The sequence below is a fragment of the Pseudoalteromonas arctica genome (assembly GCF_012927645.1).
GTDB lineage: Bacteria > Pseudomonadota > Gammaproteobacteria > Enterobacterales > Alteromonadaceae > Pseudoalteromonas > Pseudoalteromonas arctica_A.
Window position 1 is genome coordinate 1 of sequence record NZ_JABBMT010000067.1, and the last position, 3,496, is coordinate 3,496.

6 protein-coding genes and 1 tRNA gene are annotated in these 3,496 nt (G+C 36.8%); 1 reads left to right on the top strand and 6 read right to left on the bottom strand.

Translation table 11 applies throughout. The features are described from left to right. Positions 1-212 precede the first annotated feature (212 nt). The 4 genes from HHO47_RS18770 to HHO47_RS18785 all read right to left on the bottom strand — a co-directional run bounded on the left by HHO47_RS18770 (position 213) and on the right by HHO47_RS18785 (position 2,474). The gene (locus HHO47_RS18770; RefSeq protein ID WP_169021670.1) at positions 213-758 is read right to left on the bottom strand and encodes a PIN domain-containing protein; all 546 of its coding nucleotides are present in this window, start codon (positions 756-758) and stop codon (positions 213-215) included. Positions 759-879: 121 nt separating this feature from the next. Next, positions 880-1,182, bottom strand: a complete 303-nt coding sequence (locus HHO47_RS18775) for an immunity protein TriTu family protein (RefSeq protein WP_169021671.1) — start codon at positions 1,180-1,182, stop codon at positions 880-882. 146 nt (positions 1,183-1,328) lie between these two features. Further along, positions 1,329-1,814: a hypothetical protein gene (locus HHO47_RS18780; protein ID WP_211183782.1), complete on the bottom strand. Its 486-nt coding sequence runs from the start codon at positions 1,812-1,814 to the stop codon at positions 1,329-1,331. 150 nt (positions 1,815-1,964) lie between these two features. Beyond that, positions 1,965-2,474: a ClbS/DfsB family four-helix bundle protein gene (locus tag HHO47_RS18785; RefSeq protein WP_169021672.1), complete on the bottom strand. Its 510-nt coding sequence runs from the start codon at positions 2,472-2,474 to the stop codon at positions 1,965-1,967. A gap of 263 nt (positions 2,475-2,737) precedes the next feature. On the opposite strand from HHO47_RS18785, the gene HHO47_RS19695 reads away from it, so the two are divergent. Beyond that, positions 2,738-2,836, top strand: coding sequence for a phage integrase N-terminal SAM-like domain-containing protein (locus HHO47_RS19695; RefSeq protein WP_432651945.1), 99 nt, complete (start codon positions 2,738-2,740; stop codon positions 2,834-2,836). Between the two features lie 29 nt (positions 2,837-2,865). Here the strand turns inward: HHO47_RS19695 and tnpA are convergent, their stop codons facing one another. Both tnpA and HHO47_RS18795 read right to left on the bottom strand, forming a co-directional pair. Continuing rightward, entirely contained in the window at positions 2,866-3,168 is a 303-nt protein-coding gene (gene tnpA, locus HHO47_RS19215) for an IS200/IS605 family transposase (protein WP_282435337.1), read from the bottom strand. A gap of 236 nt (positions 3,169-3,404) precedes the next feature. After that, positions 3,405-3,480 (bottom strand) — tRNA-Glu (locus HHO47_RS18795). Positions 3,481-3,496 lie beyond the last annotated feature (16 nt).

The window sequence follows — 3,496 nt, forward strand, 5'->3', positions numbered from 1 at the left end:
AATTATCACCGCCTTCTGCAACTTTTGCTAAATCTTCCATTTTCTTATTTGAAGTAGATTGACAACCAGAAATGGCTAATACCAATGCTATGACGATTACTCTGAAATCCATTTGTACCCCTAACGCCTCACTAAGAGGCAAAAAATAGTGGGCTAAAATTAGCGACGAAGGAGCAAAAAGCCAACTGTTTTTTGTCCTTTTGAGTGACTTGTTAGCATTTATATTGCACTCCACTCTCAGATACCGTTAATACATTTTGATTAACTAATTGATTTAAGTAATTTTGAATTGCCACCTCATTACCTTTAGCTTTCATATGGGAAGCTATATGGTTTCTTAAACTGACAACTTTTTGAGGGCGTTTTTCTTTAGGTTTAGATTTTAAGCTATGAATTAACTTGGATATTTCACCTGACGCATTTACCATTTTAACTTGTTTACAGGAACGACCATTGCCTTTGATATGCGCAATTAACGGTGTAAAACCATTATCATTGGTGATGACTTCAAAGCTTACATTAGATGCGGCTTCTTGAGTATATTTACCAAGATAATAAGATAGATGAAAGTCCAAATTGTTAGCTTGTGTTGCTTTAATTTGAATTAAAACTAAGTTGATCGGAGATTCATACTTTTTATCGCCAAAATCTATTTTAGGTTGTTTAGCACCTACAAAAACAATAACTTTCTCGTAAACGGATAAATCCAACTTACTCAAACAGCCAATGTTTTCGTAGTCTATAAATGCCCACTTCATGTGATAAACCTCCATAAATGCTAACGCCCATTTAAGGGGCTGATAATTGTTTGCTAAAATGTGTAGCGAAGCGAAACCGAGCAAACTGTTAGCAGTCCCGCTTTAAATTCTTGTTATGTTTTCAATACGTTGCAACTTCGCTCAACCACCAATTTAATTTATCGTCCAATTCAATGGTTTCAGCAACTACGGTAGACAACTGGATTACTTGCTTTTCAGTTTTGAAATCCAAAGCTTCCAATTCCAATTCACCTGATTCCCAAAGCGTTGCTCTAGCAACTAACTTTTCAGTATCAAGATCTATGTATCGTGACTTTTTGGAATCACCAAAGACATCAGATATAGATACTTTAAATTCTTCACTCTCAATAATCTTAGTTTTGGATGTTATCCAATTTTCTAGGTAACTCAATAGTTCATTCATATCGCGAAAACATAACGCCGCGTTAAGTGGTGAGCAACGCAGACCACCTTACCTAAACCATTGCGCCGTAAACACTAAAGCTAAATCAAACCGAAAATGCCGAGCGTTGGGAATCCGTCTTAAACGCTTTGTTAGCTGAATTCTAACTACTTCAGTAATGGAGTTAATTTTTCTTTAGCCTCTTGATGTGCACGTATTATATGACGTTTTAAATAGATGCTTTTTGAGCCAAAGAAAAAACATACATCGTCATCGTACTTTGAGGATTGCTCGAAATCATCCATTTTCATTAAGGTACACTTACCAAATGCAACATTAAATGAGGACTTTATGTTGTTTTTCTCTATATAGTGGTTATCTGAGTCTGGGTGGCACAGTGCATCACGAACATATTTGATTAAGTCGCTAACATCTTTAATTTTACCCTCAATAAGCACGTCGTCTTTAAAGTCGATACGATCAGAAAACTTTTCCGTTTTATACATTAGATCTCGTAAAGAAATTAACATTTCAATAAATGCTGCTCGCATCAAAACATGACTGGAATTGTTGGGATGAAAAATCCCGCATGATAGAAGTTCATCAATACGCTCTAGCGAACTCTCTATCTCACTTTTACTAAAAAAGTCCATATTATTCTCCATAAATTCACTATTCAGCTAACGCCGCGTTAAGGGGTGAACAACGCTATACCACCCGACTTAAGCCATTGTGCCATAAACACAAAAGCTGAACTTTAAACCAAAACTGCCAAGCGTTGAGAATCCCTCTTAAACGCTTTGTTATGTGAATTCCCGATTGAAGCGCCTAACTTTTGTACGCATATTTTTCATAGGTGATGATGTATTGAACTGAATCATGCGCCCTAGAGTCCATTGCTCATACCACGCTACACCATACAACTCATGATCACTTAAACTTGAAATGAGTAGAAGTATCTCGTTAATCGTAAACTCTAGTTCAGCAAGCAGATCACTGTATTTCCAGGCACGATATTCCTCGTGGAAACTTTCGGCTAGCAACCCAAGTTGGTTCCATTTATAGCCAGTTTCAGGAAAATCCACATGCTGATTTTGAGATTTTAAACGGTGCCATTTTAGAACGAGTTTCCCCCAACCAATCAAGTAAGCGACTGTATCACTAACGCTAATAAATGTACCTTTAACGTTCCCCTCTACGCCGACTTTTCGGGCTTTACTTTCAGGGGTTGAGCGATAGTCGATCATTAGTTTGGGAAATATTGAGTTTATTGCTAACTCCAATTCATCCTTATTTTTTGGTACAGAAGACAATTTCGACCTCCATTCACATAACAGCTTATTGAACACCACTTTGGGGGATTATAACACCCCAAAACGGCGTATATTACATAGCTCCATAATTCCACTAAACAACCCCAATGTAAACAGGAAATTACGTATGTTATAAAATTACCGTGGTTAAAATACACCAAAACAACTTTTAATAATGTTATTGGACAAAACACAAACAACTGTCTATATATACAGTACAGTTTTAAAGTTGAATATTATTTATGAAATCTCTTTTTCTAAACATGATTCAAGATCATATGTATAGCAAGCGTTATGCTAAGAGTACCATTGAGGCTTATCTTTTTTGGATAACTGCCTATATTCGCTTTAATAAACTTTAACGCTGGCCTGCTCTAGGTTTCCCTAGTACCTAGCGTCTAAAACCTAATGAGGGCACTTTTTTAAAAATCTCTCTTGCCGTTAAACTTTTAATCATCGTTACCAACTTTGTAATGCTGTAGGTTGGAACTGACTGAACTAAAAAATGAATATGATCTTCATCCGTCCCAATTTCCAAAAATTTGATTTCGTAACGTTTTTCTATTTCGACACAAATTTCTGTGATTGCTCTATCAACTCCCGCATCAAGAACTGCTCTTCTATATTTTGCGGGGAAAACTAAGTGATAAAGTAAAACTGTCACATTGTGGCTTTTATGTATAAATTCGCTCATTACTCAATACTACGCCGCAAGCGGCGGGGAATAAACCCGCAGAGATTTAATTTTGAGATTTTAACTTAGATGAAAAATTCTGAGGTAACTATAGAGATGCAGGTAAATTGATTTTAGACGCTTTTTAGTAAAGCTATATTACTAATAAATAGTAAGTACCCAAGAGATTAGACTCTTGTTAACGTCGTGCATAGAGAGTGTGGTGTCACACTGCTTTATGCATTACTTAAACTAAGTGGCGTCCCCAAGGGGATTCGAACCCCTGTTACCGCCGTGAAAGGGCGGTGTCCTAGGCCTCTAGACGATGGGGACGCAGAAATTGCTTTGC

What these genes read in the sequence shown, in the direction of transcription:
- HHO47_RS18775 (WP_169021671.1), bottom strand. Translation starts at nt 1,182, where the DNA reads ATGAATGAACTATTGAGTTACCTAGAAAATTGGATAACATCCAAAACT.
- HHO47_RS18780 (WP_211183782.1), bottom strand. Translation starts at nt 1,814, where the DNA reads ATGGACTTTTTTAGTAAAAGTGAGATAGAGAGTTCGCTAGAGCGTATT.
- tnpA (WP_282435337.1), bottom strand. Translation starts at nt 3,168, where the DNA reads ATGAGCGAATTTATACATAAAAGCCACAATGTGACAGTTTTACTTTAT.
- HHO47_RS18770 (WP_169021670.1), bottom strand. Translation starts at nt 758, where the DNA reads ATGAAGTGGGCATTTATAGACTACGAAAACATTGGCTGTTTGAGTAAG.
- HHO47_RS19695 (WP_432651945.1), top strand. Translation starts at nt 2,738, where the DNA reads ATGATTCAAGATCATATGTATAGCAAGCGTTATGCTAAGAGTACCATT.